Genomic DNA, 26,367 nt, shown 5'->3' with positions numbered 1-26,367 from the left:
GTGGTCGTCAGGACTCGGTGAGGGCGGCAGCGTAGGCGCGGACGGACCGGTGGTACCGGGGGAGTGTCGGCTCGACGGCCTCGATCGCGACGCGAAGCGCCTCGTCGTGGTGTCCAGCAGTGTGCAGGGCGAGCGCGAGGAACACCCGCGGGGCCGCGCCGGTGGCGGGGTGCTCCGGGGCGTCGCGGAGCATCGCGACGGCCTCGTCGATCCGACCGAGGTTCCGCAGGGTCGAGGCGTGCTGGACGACCATCCGCGCGGCCCGGTCGGCGTCCACGGCATCGAGTCCTGCGGCGGTGGCGGCGGCGTACTGCACATCTGCCTCGGCCTCGTGGCCGCCGGAGTCGAACGCGCCGCCGAGCTCGAACGCGCCGACAGCCGGGTGCGGGGCATCGGCCGCCAGTTCGCGCATGCGGTCGATGCGCTGCTGGTCGTCGATGGTCTCGTCGTCCCACAGGGCCGCCACGCGTGGTTCCCAGTCTCCGGTGCTCATCCGGCGAGCGTATCGCCGTCGGTGATCGTGGCGCGGAACGAGCGGACGAGCGGGGTGCCGGGGTGGACGACGGCCGGCGTGCTCCACGCGAGCGCCGAACCGATCGCGGGGTACTCGTCGGCGCGGACGAACCAGGGGTCGCGGTGGTCGACGGCCTCGAGTCGGATCGTCGCCGGCCCACCCTCGAACGTCGCGGCCCACTCGATCCACGGTGCGATCGACCCGTGCACGGCGGCCTCGCCCTCGGTGTCGGCGGTGCGGACGACGATGCCCGTGCAGTCGGGGACCCGCCAGAAGAACCCGCCGTAGCCCGCTCCGACCCGGCCGTTGCTCCCCGGACCGCCGAGGTGCACGGCGGTGTCGCCCGGGGCGCGGAACGACGACGACCAGGACAGCTCCCACCCGGCGTCGACCGCACGCCAGCGCAGGACCCGGTCCTCGCGCAGCACGACGGCGCGGTCCGGGCCCCGCCAGACGAGTTCCTGCGTCGACGTCGGGCCGTGCTGCTCGGCGCGGACGACCTCGACCGCGCCGTGGTCGTCCCGCCAGACGTACCCGGCACCGTGCACGTACGTCCGGCCGCCCCAGCAGTTCACGCCGTCGACGTCCGGGATCGCGAGGCCCACGCCGCAGTGCCAGTCGTGGTCGCCGGGGTGGTGCGCGCTGACCACGGTGCCGCCGAGGGTCCGCACCGGGTGCAGGTACGGTCGCGGGGAGGACGTCGCGATGGTGCCGGCGCCGTCGCGCTCGACCGCGACCTCAGTGCCGCTGACGCGCAGGACCTGCAGGACCTCGTCACGAGCGGTGTGTGCCCAGGGGGCGCCGACCTCGGAGAACAGGGCGCGCTCGTCGGCGGCGCGGTCGACGATGGTCTCGACGTCCGTCACCACGGGGCGGCGAGCGGCGCCCTCGCCCGTCCACGTCACCCACGGGTGGTCGAGCTGCACCGGTTCAGTCGCGCGGACCGCCTCGAGCACCTCGACGAACGCCCCCGTCGAGACGAGCGGCACGAGCAGCTCGTCACCGCGGGACCGGTGCGCCAGCAGGTTCTCGAGCAGGTCGGTGCGCTCCAGGTGCCTGGTCGTGCCGTCGATCGTTACCTCGTCGGTCGTGTACCGCAGGACCGCGTCGCCCGTGGTGCCGTGCACCCGGACGGTCGGCAGCACCTCGGTCGGAGCGCAGAGCGTGAGGGCCGCCGTGGCCTCGAGGCCCGAGGTCGTGGTCACCCGGACGGCCGAGGTGTCGTCGCCCTCGATCGGGTTCGCCCGGTACAGCTCGACCTCGACGCGTGCGACGTCGTCCGCCCGACGGCAGCCGACGAGGGCCAGGGCCGTCGCCACGGCGTGCGCGAGCGGGTTCGTCACGACGCCGTCGAGGACGTCGACCCCGCCGACCCGTCGCCGACCGGCCCAGGGGGAGCGGCCCCAGTACGCCTGGTCCCGCGTCCACGTGCCGACCGCGGCCGCCGACCGCACGGTGCCGACGAGCGACCCGCCGCGGAACGTCGGCAGGGCAGCGGAGCCGAGGCTCTGAAACCCCACCTGGACGACCCGGCCCGTGCGGCGCTCCGCGTCGAGCAGGGCGGCGAGGGCGTCGCGGGTGGTGACCGGGGGCTTCTCGAGCAGGACGTCCGCACCGGCGTCGAGCGCGTCGAGGGCGAGGGGCAGGTGCGCCGCGATCGGGGCCGCGACGACGACCACGTCGACCGGGCCGAGCTGCCGTGCTGAGCGCACGTCCGACACCACGGGCGCACCGTCGTCGACGGCCGTGTCGAGCGTCGGGTCCACGACAGCGGTCAGCGTGCAGACGCCCGCCGTGACCAGCCGGTCGATGTTCGCCCGGTGGTGCAGGCCGTAGCCGCGCGCGCCGACGAGCACCACACCCGGCAGGGTCATCGCACGGTGCCGATCACGACGCGCGTCGTACCCGGGGAACGTCCGGTGACGTGGACGTGCTCGCCCGCGGGACGATCTGTCCCGCCGAGGAACGCGTAGTCCTGCCCCGGCGCGTAGAACGCCGGCTGAGCCGGACCGGCTCCGTTGCCGGGGCCGAACGTCACGACGTCGTCGCCGACGCGGTAGCTGCCGGCCCCCTCGGCGAGGAGCCGCTCTCCCGTGACAGCGTCGGTCTGCACGCCCGAGACGGTACCCCCGGACCGGAACGTCAGCTGCAGTGACCACGGCACGTCGGCCCCCTCGGTCGTGACGTCGAGCACGACGGCGTCCGGGGTGACCGCCACGTCGACCGTCGTCGTCATGGTCACCGTGTCGACGGGGCGCTCGCCGAAGGCCATCGCCGCGGAGAACCGTCCCTCGTCGCCGAGAGGGTAGCGGCCGTCCGATCGACGGTGGCCGGCGGGCAGCGGCTGGTGGTAGCAGGCGGAGACGGTCTCGGTCAGCCGGAAGCGCCCGTCGCCGACCGACTCGAGCGAGGTCGGGCGGAAGGGGCCGAGGCCGAAGAACTCGCGGGAGAGCCGGACGTCCGACAGCACGACCGCCCCCGCGACGACGCGCAGGAACGTCGGGCTGTTCGCCAGACCCGAGCGGATGCGGCCTTCGGCGGGGACGTCCGAGCCGGCGAACAGGACGACGCTGCGGTCCGTTTCGCGGACGTGCACGAGTCGGGCATCGGCGAAGGTGTGCACGGCTGGCGCGAGGGGCAATGGCTCGGGCAGCGGACGGGCGAGCAGTGGATCCGTCATGGCCCGCGCGGCGACCGTCGCCGGTTGCCACGTGTCCGCGACGGCGGCCCGTGCGGCGACCGCCGCCAGGTCCCCTCGGTCGTCGAACACCGCGACGTGCCAGAGCAGCGGCGCGAAGGCCGCGATGCCGAACGGCAGGGACTGGTCCTGCCGGCGGGACTGCACCGTCTCGACGGTGTCGTCGGGGAGCAGGAGCGCGAGGGTCGCGTCGAGGGAGCGGCGGACCGGGGCGAGCAGGTCCGGGCGCTCGAGCACCGACGCGAGCACCAGGAACGACGGCACGGACACGGCGGACGCGTAGTTCGGGCTGCGCTCCGACCACAGGCCGTCGTCGTCGATGTCCGGGCCCTCGGCCAGCCACTCCTCGATGCGCTCGAGCAGCGCCGGCGAGGGGTGCAGACGCTGTACCCGGGCGAGGGCGGCCGCGATCTCCCACCGGTGGTTCGGGGTGTGCACGCCGCCGGTCAGCAGTGCCGGCGTCGCCCGGTGCACGATCGCGTCGAGGTCGTCGGCGAGCGCCGCGGCCGCCGGCACCGACGTCCGGAACGGCGCGAGCAGCTCGAGGGCGTCGCAGCCGTCGTTCACGGTGAACGCCGAGTCCGGCGGGGAGAGCACGTTGTCGCCGCCGACGAACGTGCCGCCGGCGGACTGCCGTGCCGCGAGGTGCCGGACCCAGCCGTGCGCGGTGGCGAGGTCGTCGTGCGGAAGGTGGTCCGGGCCTCCAGGCCGGAGGCGCACCCACGCCCCGACCAGGGCGAGCGCTCGTGCCATCAGTTCACGGTGCTGCAGCGCAGCCGGGTCGTCGTCCGCGACCCGCAGGCGCGCGACCTCGCCGTCGGCGGCCGGACCGGCCAGGTCGAGGAAGTTCATCAGTCCTTCAGACCGGCGTTGAGGTCCGCGCCGTTCACGTACTTCTGGAACACCAGGTACAGGAGCACGAGCGGGACGATCGAGATCACCGAGGCGCCGAGCAGGACCGTCCAGTTGACGTTCTCGGCACCGACGATGCTCTGCAGGGCGATCTGGATCGTGAACTGCTTCGGGTCGTTCAGCACGAGGAGCGGCCAGATGTAGTCGTTCCACCGCCACTGGAACGAGAAGATCGCGAGCGTCAGCATGATCGGGCGGGAGATCGGCAGCATGATCCGCCAGAAGATCCCGAACTCGCTCGCACCGTCGATGCGCGCGGCCTCGACCAGGTCGTCCGGCACCGTGATGAAGAACTGCCGGAACATGAAGATGCCGGTCGCGGTGATGACCGACGGCACGATGATGCCGGCCAGCGAGTCGTACATGCCGAGGTCGCGGATGACGATGAACGTCGGCGCGAGGATGACCTCGGTGGGGAGCATCGTCGTCGCGAGGATGCAGACGAAGAACACCTTGAGCCACCTGTTGTCGTACTTCGCCAGGGCGTAGCCCGTGGCCGCACTCGCCAGCACCGTCAGCACCGTGGTGACCAGGGCGACGATGACGGTGTTGCCGAAGTACCGCGCGAAGTCGTAGCTCGACCAGGCCTCGGCGAAGCCCTCGACCGACCAGTTCTCCGGCAGCAGGGTGAGCGGGTACGAGAACAGCTCGCCACCGGGCTTGAACGCGCTGAGCACGAACCAGAGCACCGGGAACCCGAAGGCGATGATGAACACCCAGAGCAGGGCTGTCGCGGCGATGGCCTTGGGACGGGGCGGGCCGGCGGTGCGGTTGCTCGTGGTCGTGCTGGTGGTGGGCGCCTTGGGCAGGGTGGCGGTCATCGACGGGTCTCCGTCCGACGGTTCACGGCCAGCTGGATCAACGCGATGGCCATGAGGATGAGCATGAGGACCATCGACGCCGCACTCGCGTAGCCGATGTGGGCGTTCTGGAACCCGTTCGTGTAGATGTACTGCACGAGCAGGTTGTTGTCGGTGCCGGGCCCACCGCCGTTGAGTGCCTGGATGGTGGCGAACTCCTTGAAGGCCCCGAGCGACGACAGCAGGACCACGATGAACGACGTCGGCGCGATGCTCGGCAGGGTGATGTACCGGAACTGGTGCCAGGCGCCGGCGCCGTCGAGCGACGCGGCCTCGTAGTACGACTGCGGCACGTTCCGGATCGCGGCGACGAACAGCAGCATGTTGAAGGCTGCTCCGGCCCACGCCGTGGCGAACACCACCACGAGCAGCGACAGGTCGGCGTTCGACTGCCACGGCACGGCCTTGCCACCGAGGGACTCGATGACGAAGTTCGCCAGGCCGAAGTTCTCGCCGAACATCCACCGCCAGATCACACCGGTGACGATGGGGGAGATGAGCCACGGCACGAAGAACACGATGCGTGCGACGCTCCGGCCCTTCGCCGCGGGACTCGTCAGCATCAGGGCCATCGACAGTGCGAGCACGAAGCCGAGCGGGACCGCGACGATCGCGTAGAGGAACGTGCGGCCGAGCGCTGCGTAGAAGGTGTCGTCGGCGAAGAGCTCGAAGTAGTTCTCGAGGCCGATGAACTCCGGGTCGACGACGCCGTTGTAGTCGGTGAACGAGTAGCCCAGCCCGATGACGGCGGGCCACACGAAGAACACGACGAACAGCACGGCGTTGACGCTGACGAACAGGATCGGGGCGAGGACGGGCTTGCTGACGCCGGAGCGTCGGCGCTTCGTCGCCCTCGGCGCTCCGGCCCGTCGGGGTGGCACCGGGGTGGGCACGGCGGTCTGCACGTCGCCGGCTGCGGTGGGGATGCTCACGATGATCCTCTTCGTTCGTCGCGCTTGCGGGAATCGGCCCGGGGCGGGGCGGCGCCGGGCGGCGCCGGGCTGGAGCCGTGCGGCGGGGCCGGGCTGGAGCCGTGCGGCGGGGCCGGGCGGGGCCGGGCGGCGGGGCCGGGCGCGTCACGCGCCCGGCCCGGACCGTCAACCGACGTGGTCCTCGTAGTACTTCGTGATCGTGTCGAGGGTCTCCTTGGCCGACTGCTGCCCGTTGATGAGCTTGCCGACCTCGGCTGTGGTCGGGTCGGTGCCGAGTTCCTTGCCCTCGACTGCCCACTCCGAGGCCGACTTGGCGTAGGAGCTCGAGATCGGATCGGCCGCGTCGATCTCCTTCTGGTACAGCGCGAAGGAGTCCTTGGCCGCCTGGGACTCGAACGGGTAGGAGATGTCCAGTCCGGACTCGACGGGCAGGAAGCCGTTGGTGGTCACGAGCTTCGCGTAGTTCGTCGGGTCGTACATGTAGTCGATGAACTTCTCGGCCGCGGCACCGCTGGCCTCGGAGTTCTCGAACCCGACGATGTTGCCGCCGTAGTTGATCTCGGTGGCGTGGGTCGGGTCGGCCGGGGTGGCGGCGCTGGCCCAGTCGAAGTCGGTGATGTTCGACGCGAAGTCCGAGGACTGCCAGACACCGGAGAAGTACGCCACGACCTGACCGCTCTTGAACAGTGCGTTCGGGTCCTGGCCGCTCGTCCAGACCGACTTCGGCATGACCGAGTCGTCGTTCATGTCGGCGAAGTCCTGCAGGGCGTCCACCGTCTTCGCGTCGGTCGGGAAGGACCCGTCCTGCTCCTGCTGCATGAATTCGGTGCCCTTGGTGAACATGTAGGCACGCAGCCGCGACGGCGACGAGTCGAAGACCAGGTCGTACTTCGCGCCGGTGTCGGCCTTCACCTTGTCGGCGGCGTCGAGGAACTCGTCCCACGTCCACGCCTTCGCGGGGTCGGTCGGGTAGTCGACGCCGGCCTCCTCGAACAGCGACCTGTTCACGAAGAGCCCGGCCGCGGTGACGTCGGACGGGATCGACGTGACCTTGCCGTCGTCGTCCTTCGCGATGAGGTCCTGGTCGATCTTGTTCGCGTCGTCGTCCACGATCGAGGCGAGGTCGACGGTCTTGCCCGTCCAGATCGGGTCGATGCCGGCGGCGCGCACGACGTCCGGCAGGGAGTTCGCCTGCGCCGACTCGCGCAGCTTCGTCTGCAGGCCGTCGTAGGGCAGGTTCACGATCTTGACCGCGACGCCGGTCTTCTTCTCGTACGCCGTCGCGAGGTCCTGGTAGCCCTTCTCCTGCGCGGTCGAGGTGGAGAGCCAGAAGGTCAGCTCGTCCACCTTGTCGCCGGAACCGGAGCCGCCGGACGCGCAGCCGCTCAGGAGCGCGAGCGCGGCGATGCCGCCGGCGAGTGCGAGCATTCTCTTGGATGACTTCATCGTCACTGCTTTCGTTCGGGACCACGTGCGTGTGCCGTGGGCGAGCGTTCGGGGTGTCTCGGCCGAGGACCCCAGGTCTACACGACTTGAGGCCGGTATGGCAAGCGCTTTCCCCGCAGATGTTCGGACAATGTGACCAGGCGTCCGACGAGCCGGACCGGCGGGGCGGAATCCCGCCGTGCCTCCCGGAAATCGCTATCCTCGCCACGGAACCGCGCAGTGCGCGGACCGGACTGGAGGCACGACATGCCCGAGCGCGGCACCGTCACCCTGGCCGACGTGGCCGAGCGGGCAGGGGTCTCGCTCGCGACCGCCTCGCGGGCGCTCAACGGCAGCACGCGGAAGGTCCGGCAGGAGTCGGTTGAGCGGGTGCACGCCGCCGCCCGGGAACTCCGGTACACCGCCAACGTGCAGGCGCAGGCCGTGGCCCGCGGGACCACCACCACCCTGGCCCTCGTCGTCGGTGACATCGCGGACCCGTACTTCGCCGCGATCGCCGCCGGAGCGATCCGGGCCGCCGACGACGCCGGGCTCGTCGTCACGATCACGTCCACCGGTGGGGATCCCTCGCGGGAGGTCGCCGTGCTCGGCGTCGTCGCCGGGCTCCGGCCGCGCGCCGTGGTCCTCGCCGTGAGTCGTCGGCTCGGGGTCGGGTCGAGTGCGGGTTCGGGCTCGGTTCCCGCGTCGGGGCCGGCCGAGGTCGCTGCTGCTGTCGCCGCCCTCGTCGCCGCGGGGGCCGGGGTCTCGGCGCTCGTGTCGGACCTCGACGGTGCGGCGACCGGCGTACCGGGGGTGCACGGTGTCGTGATCCGGAACCTCAGTGGGGCCGCCGCGCTCGCCGGTGCCCTCGTCGACCAGGGGCACGACTCGTTCGCCGTGCTCGCTGGTGACCCGGACCTCGCCACGGCACACGCCCGCGTCGAGGGCTTCGTCGCCGGTCTCGCCGCGCACGGGCTGCGGGTGCCGGACGACCACGTCGTGTCGTCGGAGTTCACGCGTGACGGCGGGTACCGGGCGATGGTGTCGCTGCTCGACCGTGCGGCCGCCGGTGGTCCGGCGCTGCCACGCTGCGTGTTCGCCGTCACGGACCTGATGGCCGTCGGGGCCGTCGCCGCGATCCGGGAGCGTGGGCTCGTGCCGGGGGTCGACGTCGGCGTCGCCGGGTTCGACGACGTTCGGATGCTCGCCGACGTCGTGCCGGCGCTCAGCACCGTGCGGTTGCCCCTGGAGGAGATCGGCGAGCGGGCGGTACGGCGGGCCCTCGGGCTCGAGGCCGACGGGGCCATCGACGGCGAGGTCGTCCTGCGCGCCAGTACCGCTCGGTAGCCGCGGCCCTCGGGTGCCCGCGGCGCTCGGGTGCCCGGGCGATCGGGCGCTCGGGCGATCGGGCGCTCGGTGTGCAGCGGACGTCGGGTCCGGCGGAGGCACCCGACGTCTTCTGCTCACCATGTGCTGCGCCGGCGGGCGGGGCGCGGATCGACGCGCGCGGGTGTGGTGCGTCGAGCGGTCCCGACGTGCCGCGGGTGGGGTGCCGAGGCGGCACGATCTGTCGCTCTCGGGCCGGCGCGGCGACGGTTCGTGCGGCCTCGGCGAACGCGAGCGGCGTGCGCTCCGGCGCTCGCCGGAGCGCGGCACCGGGCACGCGGGGGCTGCGGCACGAGCGCCCCGTGGTGTACGGTTCCGGCAAGCGCTTTCCAACTGGGCGGAGAGCAGGCCACAGCGAGCAAGGGAGCACGCGTTGACCACCACGCGCACCATCGGCATCATCATGAACGGCGTCACCGGGCGCATGGGCTACCGGCAGCACCTCGTCCGGTCGATCCTGGCGATCCGCGGCGACGGCGGCCTCCTGCTGCCCGACGGCACGCGCGTGCAGCTCGAACCGATCCTGGTCGGCCGGAACGCCGCCAAGCTCGAGGAGATCGCGACGCGCCACGGCCTGGAGCACTGGACCACCGACCTCGACGCCGCCCTCGTCGATCCCCGCTGGCAGGTCTTCGCGGACTTCGCCGTCACGAGCGCCCGCGCCGATGCCCTGCGCAGGGCCATCGCCGCCGGCAAGGCCGTGTACACGGAGAAACCGACGGCCGAGTCCTCCGCCGAGGCCCTCGAACTCGCCCAGCTCGCCGCCGAGGCCGGCGTCCCGAACGGCGTCGTGCACGACAAGCTCTACCTGCCCGGCCTCCGGAAGCTCCGCCGCCTGCTCGACTCCGGGTTCTTCGGCCGTGTCCTGTCCGTCCGCGGCGAGTTCGGCTACTGGGTGTTCGAGGGGGACTGGCAGAGCGCGCAGCGCCCGAGCTGGAACTACCGCCAGCAGGACGGCGGCGGCATCGTCGTCGACATGTTCCCGCACTGGAACTACGTGCTCGAGCAGCTCTTCGGCCGCGTTGAGTCCGTGTACGCCCGTGCCGTCACCCACGTCCAGGAGCGCACCGACGAACAGGGTGTGCCGTACGCGGCGACGGCCGACGACGCCGCCTACGGGGTCTTCGACCTGGCCGGCGGCATCACGGCGCAGATCAACTCGTCCTGGGCGGTCCGCGTCGACCGTGACGAGCTCGTCGAGTTCCAGGTCGACGGCACGGACGGCAGCGCGGTCGTGGGGTTGTTCGGGTGTCGGATCCAGCCGCGCACGGCGACCCCGAAGCCGGTGTGGAACCCGGACCTGAAGGACGACCGCGACTACCGCGGCCAGTGGCTCGAGGTCCCCGACAACGAGGAGTTCGACAACGGCTTCCGCGCCCAGTGGCAGGACTTCCTGCAGGACCTCGTCGCAGGCCGCCCGCACCCCTACGACCTGCTGTCCGGCGCGCGCGGCGTGGCGCTGGCGGAAGCCGGTCTGCGGTCCAGCGCCGAGGGGCGGCGCGTGGACCTGCCGGAGCTGGTGCTGCCCACCGGGGCGGAGCCGCGCCTCCCGGTCGAGACGCCGGAGGTCGCCCAGCGCACGGAGACCGTCGGGGCGACCGCATGACGGACCTGACCCTGCTGGCGGGCGACGGCACCACGAGCCGCACACCGCTGGGTGCCCCCGTGGTCGACGACGCGACCAAGCCCACCGCGCCCCTGACCCAGCGCATCGTCTACGCCGCCGCCCACGTCGTCCCGCGCACCGCCGCCGACAACACCCCCGGCGCCGCCGCCGACCTGGACTGGGACGCCACCCTCGCGTTCCGGCACCACCTGTGGTCGTGGGGTCTCGGCGTGGCCGACGCCATGGACACGGCGCAGCGGAACATGGGCCTCGACCCCACCGCCACCCGCGAACTCGTCACCCGCAGCGCCCGCGAGGCCCAGACGGTCGGCGGCCGCATCGTCGTCGGGGTGAACACCGACGACCTGCCCGACGAGCCCGTCACCGAGCAGCAGATCGTCGACGCCTACGTCCGGCAGCTGCACCACGCCGAGGACGCCGGCGCGGGCGTGGTGCTCATGGCGAGCCGACACCTGGCCCGCTTCGCAGAGACCCCGGACGACTACCGCCGCGTGTACGCCCGGGTCATCGAGCGGGCGAGTGCCCCCGTGGTGCTGCACTGGCTGGGGGAGGCGTTCGACCCCGCCCTCGCCGGGTACTTCGGGGACCGAGCGGGCAGCCGACAGGGGCCGGACACCGTCCTCGCGATCATGCGCGACGCGGGTGCGCGGGTCTCCGGGATCAAGATGAGCCTGCTCGACGCGCAGGCCGAGGTCGCCCTCCGTGGACGGTTGCCCGAGACGGCCCGCATGTTCACCGGCGACGACTTCCACTACGTCGACCTGATCGCCGGAGACCGGGCTGCCGACGGCACACTCCGGCACTCCGACGCCCTGCTCGGCGCGTTCGCCGCCGTCGCACCGCTCGCCTCGGCCGCCGTGCGGGCCCTGCCGGACGAGTCGGCCTACCGTGCCCTGCTCGGCCCGACCGAGGCGCTCTCCCGCCACCTCTTCAGCGCCCCCACCTGGCACTACAAGACGGGGATCGCGTTCCTCGCCTGGCTGAACGGCCACCAGCCCGCCTTCGCGATGGTCGGCGGCCAGCACGCCGGCCGCTCGCTCCCGCACCTGTCCGAGACGGTGCGGCTCGCGAACGCCTGCGGCGCCCTCGAGGACCCGGACCTCGCCGCCGCGCGCTGGCATGCCCTGCTCGCGCTCGCCGGGGTGGAGACGACCGCCGGGAGGCCCGACCCACCCGCCGCCGAGCGCACCGTCGCCGGGATGGTCGCATGAGTACGTCGGCCAGCACAGCCACGCCGACCAGCACGGCTGCGCCGGTCCGGTCAGGTGCGCCGGCGCCGCACCCGCGGTTGTCGGTCAACCAGGCGACCATCAAGTACGCGACCCTGCCCGAGGCGCTCGACACCGTCCGCCGAGCCGGGGTCGGGGCGATCGGCACCTGGCGCGAACCCGTCGCCGAGCTCGGGCTCGCCGAGGCCGTGCGACGGGTGGCGGACTCCGGGCTCCGGGTGTCGTCGCACTGCCGTGGCGGGTTCTTCACCCTGCCGGCCGGTGTCGCTCGGCAGCGAGCACTCGACGACAACCGTCGGGCGATCGACGAGACCGCCGCCCTGGCCGCCGCGGGTGCTCCGGGTTCGGCGTCCGTGCTCGTGCTCGTCGCCGGCGGCCTGCCCGAGGGCTCGCGCGACCTCGCCGGAGCCCGGTCGCGGGTGGTGGACGCCCTCGGTGACCTCGTGCCGCACGCACTCGACGCCGGCGTGCAGCTCGCCGTCGAACCGCTGCACCCGATGTACGCGGCCGACCGTGCGGTGGTGTCGACGCTCGCGCAGGCCCTCGACCTCGCGGCCCCGTTCCCGGCAGCAGCCGTCGGGGTCGTCGTCGACACGTTCCACGTGTGGTGGGACCCGGCGCTCGCGGCCTCGATCGCCCGTGCCGGTGCCGCCCGTCGGATCGCGTCGTACCAGGTGTGCGACTGGCTCACCCCGATCGCGGCCGACCCGCTGCTCTCACGGGGCTACCCGGGTGACGGGCACATCGATTTCGGTCCGGTGACCGACGCCGTGATCGCCGCCGGGTACACCGGCGACGTCGAGGTCGAACTCTTCAACCAGGCCATCTGGGACACTCCGCCCGCCCAGGTCATCGCCCGCGTGGTGGAGTCGTTCGCCGAGGCGGTCCCGCTCCCGCGCTGAGGTGGGCGCCGCCCTCGCACCGTGCGAGGTCGGGCACCAAACGGTGCGAGGTTCCGCCAGCGGTGCGAGGCCCGCGTGGGCGCACCATGGACGGAACCTCGCACTGTTCGATGGCCTCAGCGCAGCCGTCGGACGAGCACCACACTGTCGAGCACCTGGTGGGGGTCGCCGTCGGACGTCGACGCAGTGCGCGGTCGGACCTCGGCGACCGCGACGTCCCACGCGTCGTCGAGCTGCAGTGCCGCCAGGTCCTCCGACGGCGAGGGGAACCGGTACCCGTGCATCTCGGGCGGCAGGTCGTCGTGCGGAGGCGCAGCGTGGGCGGTCACGAGCAGGTGCCCGCCGACCCGCACGAATCCGGCGGCCCGGAGCAGGATGTCGGCACGGGGGATCTCGACCGGCCACGACTGCAGGAACGACGCCGTCACCAGGTCGAACCGGGCGGTGGTCTCCCACCGGGCGAGGTCCGCGGCGACGAACGCCGTGCGGTCCTCCACTCCGGCGGACACGGCGGCCCGCGAGCCGCGCTCGAGCGCCGTCACCGACAGGTCGATCCCGGTGACGTCCCAGCCCTGTTCCGCGAGCCAGACGACGTCGCCGCCCTCGCCGCACCCGAGGTCGAGCGCACGACCGACCGGCAGCCCCCACGTCACCGAGGCGAGCACCGCGTTCACCCGACCGGACCAGATCCCGTCACGCTCGGCGTAGCGGGCCTCCCACCACTCGCGGGCGGAAGGAGCGGCGGCGGCATCGGTGGCAGCTGCGGCGGCGCTGTCGTCATGGGTGTGCATGCGCTCACTCCAGCGCACGCGCCGGGCCCGACCCGAGCGGTGTTGCCGACCCGGCAACACCCCGCGGTGCGAAGCGGGCGTGCGCACGGGCCTCCCGGCCGTTCGATGGTGAGCGAGCGCGAGCGCGGGCGACCGCCTCCGCCTACTCGTCGGCGGGGATGGGCTCCGCGTTCTCGATCCGGGCGCTCGCGGTCGCCATGTGCTCGTCCATCGCGCGCTGCACGGCGAGGACGTCCCGCGCCCGCAGCGCCTGGTGGATGGCACGGTGCTCGTCGAAGGCGGCCTCGGTGGCCTGCCGGGTCTGCACTCGGCGGCCGACCCAGACGCTCAGCATCGAGCGCAGGCTCTGCAGCAGGTCGGCGAGGACGTCGTTGCCCGATGCCCGCGCGAGCAGCACGTGGAACCGGACGTCGGCGTCGATGAACGCCTGCGGGTCGTCGAGTGTCTCCTCTTGCCGGACCAGGTACTCGCCGAGCTCGGTGATCTGTTCGTCGGTGGCGCGCTGGGCGGCGAGGATCGCGGCGGTGCGCTCCAGCGAGGACCGGATCTCGAGCAGTTCGCGGGTGCGGTTCGACGCGAGCATGAGCCCCCACGACAGGGTCGTCGGGAGCAGGTCCGACGTGCCACCGCGCAGGTAGGTGCCGGAACCGGGGCGGATCTGCACGATGCCCAGGATCTCGAGTGCTGCGAGTGCTTCGCGCACGGCCGAGCGCCCGACGCCGAGGCGTTCGGACAGGATCCGCTCGGAGGGCAGCCGCGAGCCGGGGGCGAGCTCGCCCGCGGTGAGCAGGGAGACGAGCTGGCGGGCCACCACGGAAGCGGGCGACCCGGTGGGGACGGACTCGAGTTCGAGTCGGATGTTGAGTGGATCGTCCGGGCTGAACGCGGGCATGGAGTGAGCGTACCGTCCGGTCAACCGGTTCTGTTGGTCAACCGGTTGACAAGTCGGTTCGAGCGAAGCACACTGGATCAGGCGCACCGATGCGCCCGCTCCACGGCACGGCGCAGCCCGTCCGACCGGAGTCGTACCACCCCCACCGAGCAGGAGTCATCGTGGACATCCCCGCCACGCGAGGCATCCCCACCTCGGTCGTCGAGAAGACGGCCATCCGCAAGATCGCGACCCGCATCGTGCCGTTCGTGGCACTCATGTTCTTCATCAACTTCCTCGACCGCACCGCGATCTCCTTCGCGGCGCCGAACGGCATGGAGGCCGACCTCGGTCTGACCGCCGCCCAGTTCGGCTTCGCGTCCGGGGTGTTCTTCATCGGTTACCTCGTGCTCGAGGTGCCCTCCAACCTGGCACTGCACAGGTTCGGCGCGCGCATCTGGCTCGCCCGCATCATGATCACGTGGGGCATCGTGTCCCTGCTCTTCACGTGGGTGCAGAACTACCCGCAACTCGTCGGGCTGCGTTTCCTGCTCGGCATCGCCGAGGCCGGCTTCTTCCCCGGCGCGATCCTGTTCCTGTCGACGTGGGTGCCGGCGCGGCACCGCGGCAAGATGCTGGCGCTGTTCTACCTGGCCCAGCCGCTCACGAGCGTCATCGGATCGCCGCTCGCCGGCTGGCTGATGACCCACGAGGGACTGCTCGGCGGCCTGGCCGGGTGGCGCTTCATGTTCCTCTGCGTCTCGATCCCCGCGATCATCGTCGGCGTCCTGTGCCTGTTCGTGCTCAAGGACAAGCCGTCGCAGGCGAAGTGGCTCGACGAGGACGAGAAGCTGTGGCTCGAGGGTGCCCTGGCGAAGGAGAACAAGGAGAAGGGCGACGGCCACGGCAAGGGCGGTCTCCGTGCGGCCTTCGGCTCCGGCCGGGTCTGGATGCTCGCCGCGGTCTACTTCGGCTTCATCTACGGCCTGTACGCGCTCAGCTTCTTCCTGCCGACGATCATCGACGGTTTCCAGGAGCAGTTCGGCACGGAGTTCGACCTGTTCCAGAAGGGCCTGATCACGGCCATCCCCTACGTGCCGGCCGCGGTCGTCCTGTACTTCTGGTCGCGAGACGCCTTCCGTCGTGGCGTCCGGGTCTGGCACATCGCCGTCCCCGCGCTCGTCGGTGGTCTGAGCATCCCGGTCGCGCTGTACATGAACAGCCCGGCGGCCACGATCGCCGTCATCGCGGTCACCGCCTGCTCGATCTTCGCTGCACTGCCGAACTTCTGGACGGTGCCGACGCAGTTCCTGACCGGTGCCGCAGCAGCCGCGGGCGTTGCCCTCATCAACACGATCGGCAACCTCGGCGGGTTCGCCGCGCCGTACATTACGGGTGCCGTCAGCGAGTGGACCGGCGGGTACCAGGTGCCGATGTTCATCGTCGGGTTCTTCATGGTGCTGTCGAGCGTGCTGATGTTCGTGCTCGGCCGGAACACCAAGCGGAATGACCAGCGCCAGGCCGACACGGCGGCGCCTACCGCCGCCACGACCCAGGAGACCGCAGCATGACCCGCCTGTTCAACGATCCCGCGGACTTCGCAGACGAGATGGTCGACGGCTTCGTCGCGGCCAACCGCGCGCGGGTGCGGAAGGTCCACGGCGGCGTCGCCCGCTCCACCACCAGCCCCGACGGGACCGTCGCGCTCGTCGTCGGTGGCGGCTCCGGCCACTACCCGGCGTTCGGCGGGCTCGTCGGGCACGGTCTGGCCGCCGGTGCCGCGATGGGCAACCTGTTCGCCAGCCCCAGCGCGCAGCAGGTCACCGCGGTCGCCAAGGCCTCCGAACACGGTGGTGGCGTGCTGCTGTCCTACGGCAACTACGCCGGCGACGTGCTCAACTTCGACGCCGCCGCACGAGCGCTGAGCCAGAGCGGTGTCGACGTCCGGACCGTCCGCGTGACGGACGACGTCGCATCAGCCGACAGGACCGAAACCCACAAGCGCCGCGGCATCGCCGGTGACCTGTGCGTCTTCAAGGTCGCCGGAGCCGCCGCCGAGCAGGGCCGCACGCTCGACGAGGTCACCGCCGTCGCCGAACGCGCGAACGACCGCACCCGCAGCTTCGGCGTCGCGTTCTCCGGCTGCTCCCTGCCGGGAGCCGACGAACCCCTGTTCACCGTGCCCGAGGGTCGCATGGCCATCGGCATGGGCATCCACGGCGAACGCGGCATCGCCGAGGCCGACGTCCCCACCGCTGACGGACTGGCGGACCTGCTCGTGGACGCGCTGCTCGCCGAGCTGCCGTCCGATGTCGCAGCCGTCGGCGCAACGGGCCAGCGGGTCGTCCCGATCCTGAACGGCCTCGGCTCGGTCAAGTACGAGGAACTCTTCGTCGTCTTCAACGCCGTGCAGCGGAAGCTCGCGGCGGCCGGGGTCGTCATCGTCGAACCCGAGGTCGGTGAGCTCGTCACGAGCTTCGACATGGCCGGCGTCTCGCTCACCCTCTTCTGGCTCGACGACGAACTCGAGCAGCTCTGGGCAGCCCCCGCCGACGCCCCCGCGTACCGCAAGGGCGGTGCCGTCCCGCAGCAGCAGGTGCCGGTCGAGGTCCTCGAAGCCGGCGCGGTCGCCCCCGTGACGCCCGGCACCGAGGAGTCGCAGGCGTCCGCCATCCGTGTCGCGAGCGCGATCTCGGCGATCCGCGCGACGATCGACGACCACGCCGACGAGCTCGGCCGCATCGACGCCGTCGCCGGGGACGGCGACCACGGCATCGGCATGCAGCGCGGCTCGACCGCCGCCGACCGCGCCGCGCAGGACGCCGCCGCCCGCGGCGCCGGTGCAGGCGGCGTCCTGGCGATCGCCGGGGACGCCTGGTCCGACAAGGCCGGTGGGACGTCCGGTGCGATCTGGGGCGCCGCACTGGAGGCCCTGGGCCGCGTCCTCGGCGACACCGCGCGTCCGTCGACCACCACCGTCGCGCAGGCCGTGCACGCGGCCGCCGAGGCCGTCCTCGCGTTCGGTGCCGTGCCCGGTGACAAGACCATGGTCGATGCGCTCGTGCCGTTCGACGAGGTCTTCACCGCCCGGGTCGCCGCTGGCGACGAGCTCGTCGACGCCTGGTCCGCCGCATCCGTGGCCGCGCAGACCGCGGCGGATGCCACCGCTGACCTGTTGCCGAGGATGGGCCGTGCCCGCACCCACGGCGAGGACGCCGTCGGCACCCCGGACGCCGGCGCGGTCTCCTTCGCCCTGATCACGGCGGCCGTGCTGTCCCGCATCTCCGTCTCCGTCTGACCCACACCACGAAAGGCACACCCGCATGAGTGAGCAGCAGTTCCGCATCGTCGTCGGTTCGGACGACGCCGGTTTCGACTACAAGGAGGTCATCAAGGCCGACCTGGCGAAGGACCCCCGCGTGGCCTCCGTCGTCGACGTGGGCGTGGACGCCGACGGGCACACCGCCTACCCGCACGTCGCCGTCGACGCCGCCCGTCTGGTGGCGAACGGTGAGGCCGACCGCGCGATCCTGATCTGCGGCACCGGGCTCGGCGTCGCGATCGCGGCGAACAAGGTCCCCGGGATCCGCGCCGTCACCGCGCACGACTCGTTCTCGGTCGAGCGCTCGATCCTGTCGAACGACGCCCAGGTCCTCTGCATGGGCCAGCGCGTCGTCGGTGTCGAGGTCGCGCGCAGGATGGCGAAGGAGTGGCTCGGCTACACCTTCGACACCTCCAGCGCCAGCGCCGAGAAGGTCAACGCGATCTGCGCCTACGACGGTTCGGCGCCGGTCGGGACCGACGCCTGATGCCCGCGACCACGGCGACCGCCCCCGTGACGATCGGGGTGTCGCTCAAGATGTACTTCTCGCACGCCCGGACGCTCGCGTGGACGGCCGCCGTGGCCGACATCGCGAAGGAGCACCCGGCCGTGACCAGCGGGGCCGTCGACCTCTTCGTGATCCCGACGTTCCCCGCGCTGGTGCCCGTTCGCCGCGTCCTGAGCGAAGCGGCAGCCCCGGTGCTCCTCGGTGCGCAGGACCTGGCCTGGGCGGACGAGGGCGCCTTCACCGGTGAGGTCTCCGGCCGCGAACTCCGCGAGATCGGCGTCGACCTGGTGGAGATCGCCCACGCCGAGCGCCGCTCCCTGTTCCACGAGTCCGACCAGGACATCGCCGGCAAGGTGCACGCGGCCTTCCGCAACGGACTCCGTCCCCTCATCTGCATCGGCGAGACCGAACGCGCCGTCGACGGCGACCCCGCGGCCGCGATCGCCGAGGTCACCGCGCAGCTCGACCGCTTCACCGCCACGGCGACCGCCGACGGCCTCGCCGGCCCGCTCATCGCCGCGTACGAGCCGGTGTGGGCGATCGGTGCCCCGCAGCCCGCGCCCGACGAGCACATCGTCGCGGTGCTGGCCGGAATCGAGCAGCACCTGGCGACCCGGCCGGAGCTCGCCGGCTCCGTCGTGATCTACGGCGGCAGTGCCGGTCCGGGCCTGCTGACCCGCGGTGCCGGACGCATCGGCGGCCTGTTCCTCGGCCGCTTCGCCCACGACCCCGAGGCGATCCGCACGATCCTCGACGAAGCCGAGGCGCTGGCCGCGACGCAGGACGGAGCACCGGCGTGACCTCCCTGCTCGGCCTCTCCACCTACGCCTACTTCTGGCGCATGTCCGACCGCGTCCCGTCGCCGTTGTCCCTCGACGACGCCCTGCGCGACGCCGCGTCGCACGACGGCGTCGCCCTGTTCCAGATCTGCGACCACCTGCCGCTCGACACCGCGACCGACGAGCGCCTGGCCTCGATCCGGTCCCTGGCCGCCGACCTCGGTCTCACGCTCGAGGTCGGCACCCGCGGCACCCGGCCGGAGCACCTCGCCCGGTACCTGCACGTCGCGCAGCAGCTCGGCGCGACGCTCGTCCGGAGCATGTGGACGAGCGGCGACGACCAGCCCGACGCGGCCGAGACCGAACAACGTCTGCGGCAGGCGCTCCCCGCCTACGAGCGGGCGGGCGTGACCCTCGCGCTGGAGACCTACGAGGTCGTCGCCACCGCCGACCTCGTCGCCGTCGTCGAACGCGTCGACAGCGCAGCGCTGGGCATCTGCCTGGACCCGGCGAACACCGTCGCGCGGCTCGAACACCCCGCCGACGTCGTCGCGGCGACTGCCCCGCACGTCGTCAACTGGCACGTGAAGGACTCCGGGTTCACCCGGTCCCCGGGCTGGGTCGGCTTCCAGTACACCGGCGTCCCGATCGGCACCGGGGTCGTCGACCACGACGCCGTCCGCGCCGCGGTCGAGCCCGACACCAGGGGGATCAACCGCGTCATCGAGTTCTGGCTGCCGTGGCAGGACGAGCACGCCGGCGCCGAACCCCTGCCGGGAGAGACCCCCGCACAGACCACCACCCGCATCGAAGCGGCGTGGACCGAACACACCATCGAGTACATCAGGAGCAAGGAATCATGACCGACACCGCCACCACCACCCACACCGTCGCTGCCGGATCCGGCACGGCCGACGTCACCGTCGCCGTGATCGGTGCCGGCGGCAAGATGGGCACCCGCGTCTCGAACAACTTCGCGAAGAGCGAGTACACCACCCTCTACAGCGAGGCCTCGCCCGCCGGCCAGGAGCGCATCCAGGCCCTCGGCCGTGAGATCACCGACAGCCTCGACGCCGCGAAGGCCGCCGACGTCGTCATCTTCGCCGTCCCCGACGTCCTGCTCGGCACCGTCTCGGAGCAGCTCGTCCCCGTCATGAAGCCCGGCGCGTCGATCCTGACGCTCGACCCGGCCGCCGCGTACGCCGGTCTGCTGGCGAAGCGCGAGGACATCCACTACGCCGTGGCGCACCCGTGCCACCCGTCGGTGTTCCTCGAGCGCACCACCAAGGCCGAGTGGGACGACACCTTCGGTGGCATCGCCGCCCCGCAGGAGGTCATCGCCGCCTTCGACGCCTCCGAGTCCCTCGGGGACGAGGGCGACCGCGCCAAGGCCATCGCCGAGGCCGTCATCACCACCATGTACGCCCCCGTCATCCAGGTGCACTGGGTCACGGTGAAGCAGCTCGCCGTGCTCGAGCCGACCCTGGTCGAGACAATCGCCTGCATGATCGGCGACTTCCTCAACGACGCCCTCGAGGAGACCGTCACCGGTGTCGGTGTGCCCCGCGAGGCCGCCCGCGCGATGCTCTACGGCCACACCTGGATCGCGCTGACGAACGGCCTGCGGGGCTCGAACCCGTTCTCCGACGCCTGCCACATCGCGATGGGCTACGGCCGCGAGAAGCTCATCAAGGAGGACTGGAAGCAGGTCTTCGACGACAGCGAGCTCGACTCGGTCATCGCGAAGATGCTGAAGATCGACGCCGTCCGGCGCTGAGCCGCACTGCCACCGACCACCCCGCCGACCCGTCAGCGCGCCCGGACAGGAACGCCCCGCCGACCCCCTTCCGGCGGGGCGTTCCCCGTGCCGTCGGCGGCAACGAACCCGCGCGGCCCCCACGCCTCGGCCAGCGTGATCGAGGCCACGCCGGGCACCGTCAGCGCCCGCACCGCGTCGGCGAACCACCGCTCGGCGGCCGGCGTGTGCTGCGCCGGGTCGGTCGCGTCCGGCACGGTCTCCGGTCCGTACCCGCGCTCGACGGTCGCGTCCGTCACGGCCCGGGCCGGCGCCGTCGCCGTCGCCACCGCGTTCCACCGTGGCCGCAGCGTCACCGGTCCGACGTGCAGCGCCCTGCCGGCGGCCAGCCGGGAGGCGCTGCTCACCACCCAGCGCTGCATCCGGATCGACTCGGTCACCTGTTCGGGCGACCGGTCGTGCATCTGCGGCGTCACGCTGAAGGTCAGGGGGCCGTCCCACCTCGCGAACAGCGCGATCGAGCGGTTCAGCTCGGTGAAGTGGGCACGGGTACCGGCGACGACATCCAGCGCGCCGACCGCTGCCACCGCTTCGCGTAGTGCCCGCTGCAGCGCCGGCGTCGTCACGTGCGACACCGGGTCGAACGCCACGAAGCGGACCACCGGCCCGGCCTCGAGCACGACGTCGATCGCCGCGCGCAGCAGCACCGGGTCGTCGGTGACGAACCGGACGTCCAGGGGAGCGCCACCCGCGTCCCGTCGGGCCGAGGCGAGCACCGCGTCGAAGTCCGGGGCCCCGAGGGTCGGCTCGACCAGGATCGGGAACCCGCGGAGCAGGTCCGTGTCGTCCGGGCGCGCAGCGACCGGGGCCGAACCCGCGAGCAGCTGGAGCGTCGGCGGCGCCGTGACCACGGCACCGGGACCCGGCCCGTCGAGCGCTGCGAGGCCCGGGGCGGGGGAGGCCGCGCCTCCCGACCGGGTGCCCGGACCACCTGCTGGACCGACCGCCGTCGCACGCAGGGTGAGCCCCTGCCGGACCGTCGTCCCCGGCGAGAGGGCAACCGGGAACGGCTCGGCGAGCGGCGTCGAGTACGTCTTGAACGACGCATCGGTCCAGTTCCGCTGGTCCTCCATCTCGAACACGTCGCCCGTCAGGTCGAGCGACAGCGTGACCGGACCTGTCGCCCAGGCGAGTCCGGCGATGTCCGCGGCGGGCTGGTGCGGCGCGATCCAGAACGGGAACGCCGTCGCGGTGCTGCCACCGGACGGATGCCGCACCGTGAGCGGCTGCCCGGCCAGGGCCGGCGGGTGCAGGACGACGAGCCCGACGCGGTTGCGGCGGAAGGCCCGCGTGACCGTCCCGACCGCGGCGACCCGCAGGGTGTCGTCGTCGAGCGTGGCCTCGAGGACGGTGCGCACGACCTCGACGCCGTCGTACCGTGCGCTGGTCTCGATGCGGATGCACCTGTCGTCACCGGCCACCGTGCGTGTCAGCACGGTGTCGTCGGCGGTGCGCCAGTCGTGGTCGCGGACGACGAACCGGACGGCGCGCAGGACGAGCGTGCCCCGGAACGTGACGTCGGCGAGTTCGGCTCCGCGCAGGGCGAGACGCCAGGGCCCGACGGACACGATCTCGTCGGTCGACGTCGCAGTCATGGTGCATGCCTAGCACCGGTCAACCGGTTGGGCAATGATGGGTGTGACGGAGCAGCGCTGCTCCGAGGACGGAGTCCCACATGACCGCACGACTCGACGGCCGGACCGCACTCGTCACCGGGGCAGGGGCCGGCATCGGCCGGGCGATCGCCGACCGGTTCGTGGCCGAGGGCGCGACCGTCGTCTACGCGGACCGCGACGCCGCGGTCGCTGCCGACGCGGCGGCGGCTGCCGGACGGCGCGCGATCGGGCTGACGATGGACATCGCGGACGAGGCGAGCGTCGCCGCGGGCTTCGCCGCACTCGCCGACCGCGGCACCAGCCCGGACGTCGTCGTCGCGAACGCCGGCGTGCAGCTCTTCGGGCACGACGCGAAGGTCGCCGACGTCTCGCTCGACACCTGGAACCGGACGGTGGCGGTCAACCTGACCGGCACGTTCCTCACCCTGAAGCACGCGGTCCGGGCGATGCTCGCAGCCGGTGTCGGCGGATCGATCATCGCGACCGGGTCACCCACCGGCCTCAACGGTGAGGGTGCGGGCTTCGCCGCGTACTCGTCCACCAAGGGCGGCATCCACGCGCTCGTCCGAGCGACCGCGATGGCCTACGCGCGGGACGGCATCCGCGTGAACACCGTCGTGCCGGGCTACACCGAGACCGGCCTGGTGTCGGCGATCTCCGGTGACCCCGAGGCCCGCGCCGCCATCGTCGCCCGCACACCCCTCGGCCGGGCCGGTACCCCCGACGACGTCACCGGGATCATGGTCTACCTGGCCAGCGCGGAGTCGTCCTACGCCACCGGGGCGGAGTTCCGCGTCGACGGCGGCATGACGAGCCTCTGACCGCGCCGTTGCGCCGGGCGGAGTGCTGGCCGGTGCCACCCCGTACTCCTCGAGCGTCGACACGAGCACCCGGCGTCCGTCAGCCGGTCGGCGGTCTCGGCCCCCGGCGGTCGCACTCGACCATGTGACCACCGTGCGCAGCCCGCCGTTCAGCGCACGGGCCTCGGGGACGACGGCCCCGCGCGCGGCGCGCGCACACCCCGGGGTCGGCGAGGACCCGGCCGACGGCGAGGACCACACGGTCTGGGCGGGCGTCCTGCCGCTCGCGGTCCGCGCCGGCGTCCCGATCCCGGGGGACATCTCGGGGGACAACCCGGTGGACGCGTCCGTCGTCGCGCTGTCCGCCCGCCTCGACCGCCTGGCCGCCGACCGGGAGGCCCGGATCGCCACCGTCATGCGGGTCGCGCCGGTCTGAACCCGGCTCCACGCCGCGGGTCGGCTCCGGAACGCCCGTGCGCGCCGTCGGAGTGGCCTGCGAGCGGCGCTCGTTCCTGTGACCAGCCGCAGGAACACTCCGGCGCTGCCCAGCCGCGATCACGGTCGTGACCAATACGTTACTTTCCGGACCGCCGAGTGGTCCCGACCCGGAAGGACCCATGGGACGCCACACCCTGCCTGCAGCAGCCGACGACCGTCAGCCCGCGCGAACGCACACGCACGCCGCGGTCGATCCCGCGCCGCTGACGCGGGACACGCAGCAGCTCCGCCCCCGTGGTCGTCGTTCGGCCCTCGGCCCCGCGGCCGCCCGTTCCACCTTCGTCGAGCACCCGAAGCCCGCCCGAACCGTGCGGATGCAGCCGCGTCCCGCCCCCGTGGCGTCGTCGGCAGGCAGTGCGGTGCTGAGCCGTGCGGCCACCCTGCGTGCCGAGCGCGCCGTCGACCCCCGGCACATCCGCCGGTCGGCCAACGCGAAGCGCGCCGCCATCCTGCTCGCTCCCGCGATCGCGGTGACCTCGAGCCTGACGCTCGCCCTGCCCGCGAACGCCGACGCCCTGCCCACGGACACCCGCTCGGGCACGACCACGGCGCAGGACGCCCAGACCTTCACGGTGGCGCACGACGTCCAGGTCCCCGTCGTCTCGACCGACGGCATGACCACCACGACGACGATCGTGTCCTACCCGACGCTCGACCTCCGCTTCGGCGTGACCACCGCGCAGGCCCAGTCCGCCCTGTCCGCCGCACTGTCGGCCGGGGGAGACCGCGCCACGATCGTGCAGACCGCCCTGCAGTACATGGGGGACCCGTACGTCGAGGGCGGCGCCAGCCACGAGGGCATCGACTGCTCCGGACTGACGATGGTCGCCTACCAGGCGGTGGGGATCCAGCTCGTGCATTACGTGCCGACGCAGGACGCCGTCGCCACCACGATCCCGGAGTCCGAGGCGCTGCCCGGAGACCTCGTCGTGTACGACGACGAGGACCACGTCGGCCTGTACCTCGGCCAGGGACTCGTGCTGCAGGCACCGCACCCGGGCGAGGTCGTCGACATCGTCCCGATGTACTCGGCGGCGCACCACTTCGCCCGGGTCCTGCCCGCCGGCAGCTGACGCGACCGTCGGCCGACGCAGCGGCGGCCGGGCCCTGGTGGTGACCAGCGGGGCCACCCGAACGGGCCGTACCCGCGTGTCACGGGCCTCCCGTATCCTGGAGTGATGGCTTCCGACACCCGCACCCCGTTCGAACAGCAGCAGTCTGCTCGGCCGCAGGTGCGCCCGCGCACCGAGGGCTGGAAGCAGGCCACCGACACCGACGGCCGGCCGCTCCTGCAGTTCGCGTCCCCGAAGCGTGGCAAGCCGCCCGTGCACCTGGCGGACCTGACGGCCGAGGAGCGCGAGGCCCGCGTGAAGGAACTGGGCCTGCCGGGCTTCCGCGCCAAGCAGCTCGCGACCCACTACTTCCAGCACTACACGTCCGACCCGGCCAAGATGACCGACCTGCCGGCTGCCCAGCGTGAGCAGCTCGTCGCCGGGATGCTGCCGCCGCTGCTCACCGAGACACGACGGCTGGCGACGGACAACGGCGACACGATCAAGTTCCTCTGGAAGCTGCACGACGGCGCCCTGGTCGAGTCGGTGCTCATGCGGTACCCGGGGCGGATCACCCTCTGCGTCTCGTCGCAGGCCGGGTGCGGCATGAACTGCCCGTTCTGTGCGACCGGGCAGGCCGGACTGACCCGGAACATGTCGACCGCCGAGATCATCGAGCAGATCGTGCGCGCCAACGCCGCGATCGCCGCCGGGGAGCTCGGGGGCGATCCCCGCAAGGGCGGACAGGACCGCGTCGACGCCGAGCGCGTGACGAACATCGTGTTCATGGGCATGGGGGAGCCGCTCGCGAACTACAAGCGGGTGATGGACGCCGTGCGGCTCATGGTCGCGCCGCAGCCGAACGGCCTCGGCATGAGCGCGCGCGGCATCACGGTGTCGACCGTCGGCCTGGTGCCGGCGATGATCAAGCTCGCCGACGAGGGGATCCCGCTCACCTTCGCGCTGTCCCTGCACGCGCCGGACGACGAACTCCGTGACGAGCTCATCCCGGTGAACTCGCGCTGGAAGGCGGACGAGGCGATCGACGCCGCCCACAACTACTACGTCAAGACGGGTCGACGTGTCTCGATCGAGTACGCGCTCATCAAGGACATGAACGACCACGCCTGGCGAGCCGACCTGCTCGCCGAGAAGCTCAACAAGCGCGGCAAGGGCTGGGTGCACGTCAACCCGATCCCGCTGAACCCGACACCGGGCTCGGTGTGGACCTCGTCCGAGGTGCACGTGCAGGACGAGTTCGTCCGCCGCCTCAACGCCGCCGGCATCCCGACGACCCTCCGCGACACCCGCGGCAAGGAGATCGACGGGGCGTGCGGTCAGTTGGCCGCGGCCGAGTAGGTCGGTTCGTTCCGGTCGCCCCGTGTGTGGGTTCGGTTCGTTCGGGAGGCACGGTGCGGGTTCGCACCGTGCCTCCCGTCGTTCCGAGGGGTGCGCTCACGGCGTCGTTCCCCGGAAACCCGCGGGACACGTCGCGTTCACCTGGGTGCGACACGCCCGGGAGGGACCACGGTTGGCAGGGCCCCCAGGGCGTGTGTAGAGTAATCACTCGTTGCCACTGAGGCGGAGAACGGAACGGCCGAGACGGTCACGGGATGCGAGTCCCGGAGGCGCAGTCCGGACCGGGTCCCGCTCAGGTAACACTCCCCCGAAGAAGTCGAAGTGATTCGACGTTTCTGAGGGTGGAACAAGACGAATGCCTCTCTGGCGGAACCCTGGTTGGGTCGAGCGGGGGAGTGCGTCTGGTCCTTGAGAACTCAACAGCGTGCACATTGTCAATGCCAATTTATTGATTGACCTCGTGCCTGGTC

Annotated in this window: 23 protein-coding genes; 14 read left to right on the top strand and 9 right to left on the bottom strand. The window is 72.2% G+C overall.

Annotation, left to right across the window (positions count from 1 at the left end):
• Nucleotides 1-7 precede the first annotated feature (7 nt).
• From ITJ56_RS16485 to ITJ56_RS16460, 6 genes are all read right to left on the bottom strand, one after another.
• Complete coding sequence (locus tag ITJ56_RS16485) at nucleotides 8-493, bottom strand: tetratricopeptide repeat protein (RefSeq protein WP_194631715.1); 486 nt, start codon at nucleotides 491-493, stop codon at nucleotides 8-10.
• Nucleotides 490-2,388 carry a DUF6807 family protein gene (locus ITJ56_RS16480; RefSeq protein WP_194631714.1) on the bottom strand — a complete coding sequence of 633 codons (1,899 nt, stop codon included), beginning with the start codon at nucleotides 2,386-2,388 and terminating at the stop codon, nucleotides 490-492. Before ITJ56_RS16480 ends, ITJ56_RS16485 begins: the two co-directional genes overlap by 4 nt.
• Nucleotides 2,385-4,064, bottom strand: a complete 1,680-nt coding sequence (locus ITJ56_RS16475) for a hypothetical protein (RefSeq protein ID WP_194631713.1) — start codon at nucleotides 4,062-4,064, stop codon at nucleotides 2,385-2,387. Before ITJ56_RS16475 ends, ITJ56_RS16480 begins: the two co-directional genes overlap by 4 nt.
• Entirely contained in the window at nucleotides 4,064-4,945 is an 882-nt protein-coding gene (locus ITJ56_RS16470; protein WP_228518107.1) for a carbohydrate ABC transporter permease, read from the bottom strand. The genes ITJ56_RS16475 and ITJ56_RS16470 overlap by 1 nt, the downstream gene beginning before the upstream one ends.
• The gene (locus ITJ56_RS16465) at nucleotides 4,942-5,916 is read right to left on the bottom strand and encodes a sugar ABC transporter permease (protein WP_323749850.1); all 975 of its coding nucleotides are present in this window, start codon (nucleotides 5,914-5,916) and stop codon (nucleotides 4,942-4,944) included. Before ITJ56_RS16465 ends, ITJ56_RS16470 begins: the two co-directional genes overlap by 4 nt.
• A 165-nt stretch (nucleotides 5,917-6,081) precedes the next feature.
• Nucleotides 6,082-7,362, bottom strand: coding sequence for an extracellular solute-binding protein (locus tag ITJ56_RS16460; RefSeq protein ID WP_228518106.1), 1,281 nt, complete (start codon nucleotides 7,360-7,362; stop codon nucleotides 6,082-6,084).
• Between the two features lie 246 nt (nucleotides 7,363-7,608).
• On the opposite strand from ITJ56_RS16460, the gene ITJ56_RS16455 reads away from it, so the two are divergent.
• The 4 genes from ITJ56_RS16455 to ITJ56_RS16440 all read left to right on the top strand — a co-directional run bounded on the left by ITJ56_RS16455 (nucleotide 7,609) and on the right by ITJ56_RS16440 (nucleotide 12,485).
• On the top strand, nucleotides 7,609-8,688 hold the full coding sequence (locus ITJ56_RS16455; RefSeq protein WP_194631712.1) for a LacI family DNA-binding transcriptional regulator: 1,080 nt from the start codon (nucleotides 7,609-7,611) through the stop codon (nucleotides 8,686-8,688).
• Nucleotides 8,689-9,130: 442 nt separating this feature from the next.
• A complete protein-coding gene (locus tag ITJ56_RS16450; protein WP_228518110.1) occupies nucleotides 9,131-10,333 on the top strand; it encodes a Gfo/Idh/MocA family protein in 1,203 nt (400 codons plus the stop codon).
• Entirely contained in the window at nucleotides 10,330-11,565 is a 1,236-nt protein-coding gene (locus ITJ56_RS16445) for a DUF993 family protein (protein WP_194631710.1), read from the top strand. The genes ITJ56_RS16450 and ITJ56_RS16445 overlap by 4 nt, the downstream gene beginning before the upstream one ends.
• Nucleotides 11,562-12,485 carry a sugar phosphate isomerase/epimerase family protein gene (locus ITJ56_RS16440; protein WP_228518105.1) on the top strand — a complete coding sequence of 308 codons (924 nt, stop codon included), beginning with the start codon at nucleotides 11,562-11,564 and terminating at the stop codon, nucleotides 12,483-12,485. Before ITJ56_RS16445 ends, ITJ56_RS16440 begins: the two co-directional genes overlap by 4 nt.
• A 116-nt stretch (nucleotides 12,486-12,601) precedes the next feature.
• Here the strand turns inward: ITJ56_RS16440 and ITJ56_RS16435 are convergent, their stop codons facing one another.
• Together ITJ56_RS16435 and ITJ56_RS16430 are read right to left on the bottom strand one after the other, a co-directional pair.
• Nucleotides 12,602-13,276 (bottom strand): class I SAM-dependent methyltransferase, encoded by a 675-nt coding sequence (locus ITJ56_RS16435; protein ID WP_194631709.1) that lies wholly within the window; start codon nucleotides 13,274-13,276, stop codon nucleotides 12,602-12,604.
• 142 nt (nucleotides 13,277-13,418) lie between these two features.
• A complete protein-coding gene (locus ITJ56_RS16430) occupies nucleotides 13,419-14,168 on the bottom strand; it encodes a FadR/GntR family transcriptional regulator (RefSeq protein WP_194631708.1) in 750 nt (249 codons plus the stop codon).
• A gap of 161 nt (nucleotides 14,169-14,329) precedes the next feature.
• On the opposite strand from ITJ56_RS16430, the gene ITJ56_RS16425 reads away from it, so the two are divergent.
• From ITJ56_RS16425 to ITJ56_RS16400, 6 genes are read left to right on the top strand one after another with little or no spacing between them, the layout of a single operon-like run.
• Nucleotides 14,330-15,718, top strand: a complete 1,389-nt coding sequence (locus ITJ56_RS16425) for an MFS transporter (protein ID WP_194631707.1) — start codon at nucleotides 14,330-14,332, stop codon at nucleotides 15,716-15,718.
• Complete coding sequence (locus ITJ56_RS16420) at nucleotides 15,715-17,445, top strand: dihydroxyacetone kinase family protein (protein ID WP_194631706.1); 1,731 nt, start codon at nucleotides 15,715-15,717, stop codon at nucleotides 17,443-17,445. Before ITJ56_RS16425 ends, ITJ56_RS16420 begins: the two co-directional genes overlap by 4 nt.
• Before the next feature lie 25 nt (nucleotides 17,446-17,470).
• Nucleotides 17,471-17,956: a ribose-5-phosphate isomerase gene (locus ITJ56_RS16415; protein ID WP_194631705.1), complete on the top strand. Its 486-nt coding sequence runs from the start codon at nucleotides 17,471-17,473 to the stop codon at nucleotides 17,954-17,956.
• Nucleotides 17,956-18,777: a triose-phosphate isomerase family protein gene (locus tag ITJ56_RS16410; RefSeq protein WP_194631704.1), complete on the top strand. Its 822-nt coding sequence runs from the start codon at nucleotides 17,956-17,958 to the stop codon at nucleotides 18,775-18,777. The genes ITJ56_RS16415 and ITJ56_RS16410 overlap by 1 nt, the downstream gene beginning before the upstream one ends.
• Nucleotides 18,774-19,619, top strand: coding sequence for a sugar phosphate isomerase/epimerase family protein (locus ITJ56_RS16405; RefSeq protein WP_323749849.1), 846 nt, complete (start codon nucleotides 18,774-18,776; stop codon nucleotides 19,617-19,619). The genes ITJ56_RS16410 and ITJ56_RS16405 overlap by 4 nt, the downstream gene beginning before the upstream one ends.
• Nucleotides 19,616-20,533, top strand: coding sequence for a phosphogluconate dehydrogenase C-terminal domain-containing protein (locus ITJ56_RS16400; protein WP_194631703.1), 918 nt, complete (start codon nucleotides 19,616-19,618; stop codon nucleotides 20,531-20,533). Before ITJ56_RS16405 ends, ITJ56_RS16400 begins: the two co-directional genes overlap by 4 nt.
• 32 nt (nucleotides 20,534-20,565) lie before the next feature.
• Here the strand turns inward: ITJ56_RS16400 and ITJ56_RS16395 are convergent, their stop codons facing one another.
• Entirely contained in the window at nucleotides 20,566-22,167 is a 1,602-nt protein-coding gene (locus ITJ56_RS16395; RefSeq protein ID WP_194631702.1) for a hypothetical protein, read from the bottom strand.
• 80 nt (nucleotides 22,168-22,247) lie between these two features.
• On the opposite strand from ITJ56_RS16395, the gene ITJ56_RS16390 reads away from it, so the two are divergent.
• The 4 genes from ITJ56_RS16390 to rlmN all read left to right on the top strand — a co-directional run bounded on the left by ITJ56_RS16390 (nucleotide 22,248) and on the right by rlmN (nucleotide 25,897).
• Nucleotides 22,248-23,009 (top strand): SDR family NAD(P)-dependent oxidoreductase, encoded by a 762-nt coding sequence (locus ITJ56_RS16390; RefSeq protein ID WP_194631701.1) that lies wholly within the window; start codon nucleotides 22,248-22,250, stop codon nucleotides 23,007-23,009.
• A 133-nt stretch (nucleotides 23,010-23,142) separates the two neighbouring features.
• Complete coding sequence (locus tag ITJ56_RS16385) at nucleotides 23,143-23,424, top strand: hypothetical protein (protein ID WP_194631700.1); 282 nt, start codon at nucleotides 23,143-23,145, stop codon at nucleotides 23,422-23,424.
• A 181-nt stretch (nucleotides 23,425-23,605) separates the two neighbouring features.
• Complete coding sequence (locus ITJ56_RS16380) at nucleotides 23,606-24,559, top strand: C40 family peptidase (protein WP_194631699.1); 954 nt, start codon at nucleotides 23,606-23,608, stop codon at nucleotides 24,557-24,559.
• Nucleotides 24,560-24,664: 105 nt separating this feature from the next.
• Complete coding sequence (gene rlmN, locus ITJ56_RS16375) at nucleotides 24,665-25,897, top strand: 23S rRNA (adenine(2503)-C(2))-methyltransferase RlmN (protein ID WP_110862858.1); 1,233 nt, start codon at nucleotides 24,665-24,667, stop codon at nucleotides 25,895-25,897.
• Nucleotides 25,898-26,367: the final 470 nt, after the last annotated feature.

The sequence above is a fragment of the Curtobacterium sp. VKM Ac-1376 genome, from assembly GCF_015351025.1.
In the GTDB taxonomy this organism is placed as follows: Bacteria; Actinomycetota; Actinomycetes; order Actinomycetales; family Microbacteriaceae; genus Curtobacterium.
The sequence above is the reverse complement of the archived record's forward strand: the minus strand, read 5'-3'. Positions and strand labels throughout refer to the sequence as shown.